Below are 4,829 nucleotides of genomic sequence, written 5' to 3' on the forward strand. Positions count from 1 at the left end.
CTACTTTTTTGGCTAAAAACCACAGCCAAGTAGTCATTGAAGATTTGAATGTGTCAGGTATGCTGAAAAATCATGGTTTGGCGGGTTCGATCGCTGATGCTTCATTTTATGAGTTCCGTCGTCAACTAGGTTACAAGGCAGAACGTTATGGTTCAAAGTTGATTATTGCCGATAGATTTTATCCATCCAGTCAACTTTGTTCTAATTGCGGTTATCGTCAAAAAATGCCCCTAGTCCGTCGGACTTTTGAATGTCCAAACTGTGGCTTGAAGATTGATAGAGATTTGAACGCCAGTAGAAATTTAGAAAAATCGCCTGGTTCCGACGATTACACTTGTGGACGGGGTGCTGCCGACAGTCCCGGACGAAGCAAGAAATAAACATCAATATCCGGCTATGTCCGGTTTTGTTTAAGTTTTATAGAGCAGTACAACCATTGAATTCTCAACCTGAATCATCACCACTTGAACCTAATTTAACCACAGGCTCTCAGTCCCCCGACGAGCCTATAGATTACCTCAAGCGTCAGGCTGAAGATTTGAGGCAGGAAATTGCCCAACTTCAGATAACTAAGGCAAAATTACAGCAGGAACAAACCGCCCTCACTCAATCTATGGGAAACCTGGTTTCTGAAGCCCTCAGCCAGTTGGAGGCGAGGCGACAGACTCTACAGGTGGAAGTAGAAAAACTCGAACGTCGCCGAGAACGCATTGAGCAAGAAATGCGAACTACTTTTGCAGGGGTTTCTCAGGATTTGGCTATCCGAGTCCAAGGTTTTAAAGATTATTTGGTTGGTAGTCTTCAAGACCTGGCGGCTACCGCAGAACAGCTTGAGTTAATCCCAGAAGAACCCATCACTCCCCCTGCTGCTAGTTCCACTCCCGCAGGTCAGTCGGCGGAGTCCGTGGCTGAACCTGACCCTAATACTCAATTTACGAAGTCGGCTTTTGCTGAACAAACCAAACAAATTCGTCGGATTATTGACCAATACCGCACTAATCCTGACTATTATGGCCCCCCTTGGCAGTTCCGCCGCACTTTTGAGCCTATCCACGCTAAACAGGTTTCTAATTGGTTCTTTAACCAAGGTGGACGCGGTGCGTTGCGGACTATGGGAAGCCGTCTGCAAAATATTCTGGTGGCTTCGGCGACTATATCTATTCTCAGAAGTCTCTATGACAGACGTTTGGGGACTTTGGTTTTGGCGAATAGTCCAGAACGCCTGGGAGAGTGGCGGCGGGGACTTCAAGACTGCTTAGGAATTGACCGCCGTGATTTTGGACCTGAGCGAGGGTTGGGATTATTTGAAGACCCAGAGTTATTGGCTCAAAAAGCGGACAGGTTGGTTAATGATGGTCGGCTTCCGTTTATTATTATTGATGATACAGAGGACAAAATTAGCCTCTCGTTGCTCCAGTTTCCCCTCTGGTTGGCTTTTGCTCCTGACCCACAGGCGGCGGCTCAGTCATCCTTCGATAGGTTTTGAGGGCAGTTGATATAGGCTAGTCGGATTCGGTTTGCAAATTGTCGATGGATGCAGGAAATTTGATTAAATATGGTTAATTGGTTCATTCTCAATGGGGTGGTGTTGGTGGTGGCTTATCTGCTGGGCTCAATTCCTACTGGATATGCGATCGCCCTTTGGTTCTATGGTATTGATATCCGGGCGGAGGGTTCTGGTTCAACTGGCGCAACTAATGTATTAAGAACCTGTGGTAAACTGCCAGCGATCATGGTTTTAGCAGTCGATATTTTGAAGGGTGTCGCTGCTATTGCTATGGTTTTCTGGGTGTATTCCCTCAATGAAACCCGCCAAATTGCTACTATGGCTGGGATTGACTCCCCTCAAGTTTTGGCTTACTCGATAGCCACATTATCTGGCTTAATCGCCGTATTCGGGCATACAATGTCTATATGGATAGGCTTTAAGGGCGGTAAATCTGTGGCTACCAGTTTGGGGATCTTATTTGCTCTCAATTGGCTGCTGGCTTTGGCTACATTGATTGTATTTGGGGTGGTTTTAGCTGTTTCCCGGATTGTATCTTTAAGTTCTATTGCTGGGGCTATCACCATCGCGGCTTTAATGATTATCACCGGACAACCCCTCCCCTACCAAATTTTTGCGATCGCCGCCGGAACTTATGTGATTTGGCGACATCGTAGCAATATCGAGCGGATTTTGCAGGGTACAGAACCCCGCATTGGTCAAAAACTCTCAGCAGACCCTACCCCCTAATTCCCTAATTCCCGGGAGCGATCGCCAGCCGCTTTCACCGCCTTAATTAAAGCCGAGCGAAAACCCGCCGCCTCTAGTTCCGCAATTCCCGCAATAGTTGTACCCCCTGGACTGGTGACGCGATCCTTTAATTCGGCTGGGTGTAATTGAGATTCCCGCAAGAGTTGAGCGGTTCCCCAAACGGTATCCAGAGCCAACTTTGAGGCGATCGCTCTAGGAAGTCCAGCCGCCACTCCTCCATCAGTCAAAGCCTCAATCATAATCGCCACATATCCAGGACCAGAACCCGATAAACCCGTTACCGCATCCATCAAATATTCTGGAACTTCCACCACATCCCCAACTGCTGCTAAAATCTCCGTAGCGCGTTTAATCTGTGCAGGTTCCACGGAACTACCAGCAGCCAAAGCGCTAACTCCGGCTCCTACTGTAGCGGGAGTATTTGGCATCACCCTAATCACTGGAGAGTCTGAAAAAACCCTCTCCAACTTAAACAGGGTAACACCTGCCAAAATAGATATGATGATAGTACCCGGCTTTAGCAGTCCTTTTAAATCGTCAGCCACCCAGCCAAAAATCTGAGGCTTGACAGCCAGCAACAGCACCTCAGTAGCTTTCGCCACTTCCCGATTATCAGATGTTACCCCTACCCCATATTTGTCAGACAGAAACTGACGGCGATCGCCAGAAGGGTCACTAACCATCACCATTCCCGGGGCATAAATCTGCTTCGCCAACAGACCCGACAGCAAAGCCTCTCCCATGACCCCGCCACCAATCAATCCCAATTTAAACTCACTCATCCGTCCATTATCTCAAAATTTGGGCTAAGGATTAGGGGAGAAGCATAACTATCACCTGCCAAACATCTCCCCTTGTCCCATCGTATCTGCATCACCCGCAACTACTGCATCGCCTGGACCTTTTCGGGTTGCCAAGCCGAGGAAGGACTAGAACTCACGCGGGGACGCACACCGGGAACCTCATTAGCCACCCCACCTTGAGTTCTAACCTGAACACAACTAGGAGCAAACAGAAAGATGCTTTCTCCAATGCGTTCTTGATGACCATCGAGGGCATAAGTGCCACCAGCCACGAAATCTACCGCTCTCTGAGCTTGGTCTGGGTCCATCATCGTCAAATTCAGAACTACAGACTTGCGTTCCTTCAGGGCGCGGATAGCGGCCGGCATTTCTTCAAAAGTGCGAGGTTCCATAACCATCACTTCCGAAATTCCGTTGATCGCTCCTGGCATTCCAATTACATTATTCATTCCTGTTGAACCCATTGTTACTGATTCAGATGTCATATTACCACCTCCGACCGCCGCCACAGCACGTTCACGGGGGCGACGAGACCCACGACGTTCTTCCTCTGACATGAGAGGAGCAGCCTGTGGTTGAGGGGCTTGATACATATTCTGGTATTGTTCCCCTTCCATTTCATCGTATTCGTAATCGTACTCAACTGACTCATTGAGTCCTACGAAATCTCTAAGTTTGCTAAACAGTGTATTCACGGCTCACTCTGCTCCATAAAACTGCCACAAAACGTCACCATTGACATTTTGATATTTACTGCCTGCATTACCCAGACTGTAACCAGTCCCCGGATAGACAGGCCTTGTACCCTAAAGCACAGGGTCAACTAAATTTACACGAGATCCCCAATTGAGGAAACAACCCTTAAAGATCTCATATGTTGAGTAACTGCTCTAAAGATACCGCTCTAGCTGACCTGGTGGGGGCTGATTGTCATCATTTTTTTAGACATTTCCTCCCCTCACACAAAGGCAGATGATTAAAGTTTAACCCGAAAGTTCCTCATCCCCCCTATTGATAGTTCATCAGGTGGACTGCTCTATAAAACTTAAACAAAACCGGACATAGCCGGATATTGACGTTTATTTCTGGCTTCGTCCGGGACTGTCGGCAGCACCCCGTCCACAAGTGTAATCGTCTGAACCAGGCGATTTTTCTAAATTTATACTGGCGTTCAAATCTCTATCAATCTTCAGGCCACAGTTTGGACATTCAAAAGTCCGACGGACTAGGGGCATTTTTTGACGATAACCGCAATTAGAACAAAGTTGACTGGATGGATAAAATCTATCGGCAATAATCAACTTTGAACCATAACGTTCTGCCTTGTCACCTAGTTGCCGACGGAACTCATAAAATGAAGCATCAGCGATAGAACCCGCCCAACCATGATTTTTCAGCATTCCAGACACATTCAAATCTTCAATGACTACTTGGCTGTGGTTTTTAGCCAAAAAAGTAGTTATTTTATGAATCGTGTCACGGCGAATATTAGCTACTCTTTGATGTAGCTTTTGAACTTTTAAGAGACATTTGGCCCGATTTTTTGAGCCTTTGACTTTGCGACTTAAATGACGTTGTAATCGAGCTAGTTTTTGGGTGGCTGCTTTATAAGCCTTGGGATTAGAGAATTGGGTCCCATCGGAGCAAGTCGCCAAATTGTTAATTCCTAGGTCTACCCCGATTCTCTCTCGATATTTCGGTGTAATTTCTGGCGTGATTTCTACGAAAAAGCTAATATACCAGTCACCTGCTTGGCGCGTTATAGTGAG

At 47.0% G+C, this 4,829-nt stretch carries 6 protein-coding genes; 3 read left to right on the top strand and 3 right to left on the bottom strand.

Annotation, left to right across the window (positions count from 1 at the left end; genetic code table 11):
- The 3 genes from P5683_RS22715 to plsY form a co-directional block, all read left to right on the top strand.
- The coding region (locus P5683_RS22715) for an RNA-guided endonuclease TnpB family protein (RefSeq protein ID WP_315641107.1) at nucleotides 1-380 on the top strand (380 nt) is incomplete at its 5' end.
- A gap of 56 nt (nucleotides 381-436) precedes the next feature.
- The gene (locus P5683_RS22720) at nucleotides 437-1,486 is read left to right on the top strand and encodes a DUF3086 domain-containing protein (RefSeq protein WP_006623356.1); all 1,050 of its coding nucleotides are present in this window, start codon (nucleotides 437-439) and stop codon (nucleotides 1,484-1,486) included.
- Between the two features lie 69 nt (nucleotides 1,487-1,555).
- Nucleotides 1,556-2,236: a glycerol-3-phosphate 1-O-acyltransferase PlsY gene (gene plsY, locus P5683_RS22725; RefSeq protein ID WP_008054730.1), complete on the top strand. Its 681-nt coding sequence runs from the start codon at nucleotides 1,556-1,558 to the stop codon at nucleotides 2,234-2,236.
- On the opposite strand, the gene proC is transcribed toward plsY, so the two are convergent.
- The 3 genes from proC to P5683_RS22740 form a co-directional block, all read right to left on the bottom strand.
- On the bottom strand, nucleotides 2,233-3,039 hold the full coding sequence (gene proC / locus P5683_RS22730; protein ID WP_108614688.1) for a pyrroline-5-carboxylate reductase: 807 nt from the start codon (nucleotides 3,037-3,039) through the stop codon (nucleotides 2,233-2,235). The two genes, plsY and proC, sit on opposite strands and share 4 nt — an antisense overlap.
- Before the next feature lie 101 nt (nucleotides 3,040-3,140).
- Nucleotides 3,141-3,755: a cell division protein SepF gene (locus P5683_RS22735; protein WP_006623353.1), complete on the bottom strand. Its 615-nt coding sequence runs from the start codon at nucleotides 3,753-3,755 to the stop codon at nucleotides 3,141-3,143.
- 384 nt (nucleotides 3,756-4,139) lie between these two features.
- Nucleotides 4,140-4,829: RNA-guided endonuclease TnpB family protein (locus P5683_RS22740; RefSeq protein ID WP_315669483.1), on the bottom strand; the 690-nt coding region annotated here is incomplete at its 5' end.

The organism is Limnospira sp. PMC 1279.21 (genome assembly GCF_032349615.1).
In the GTDB taxonomy this organism is placed as follows: domain Bacteria; phylum Cyanobacteriota; class Cyanobacteriia; order Cyanobacteriales; family Microcoleaceae; genus Limnospira; species Limnospira fusiformis.

Excerpts from the sequence above, each read along its gene's own strand:
- plsY (WP_008054730.1), top strand. The coding sequence starts at position 1,556 with ATGGTTAATTGGTTCATTCTCAATGGGGTGGTGTTGGTGGTGGCTTAT.
- proC (WP_108614688.1), bottom strand. The coding sequence starts at position 3,039 with ATGAGTGAGTTTAAATTGGGATTGATTGGTGGCGGGGTCATGGGAGAG.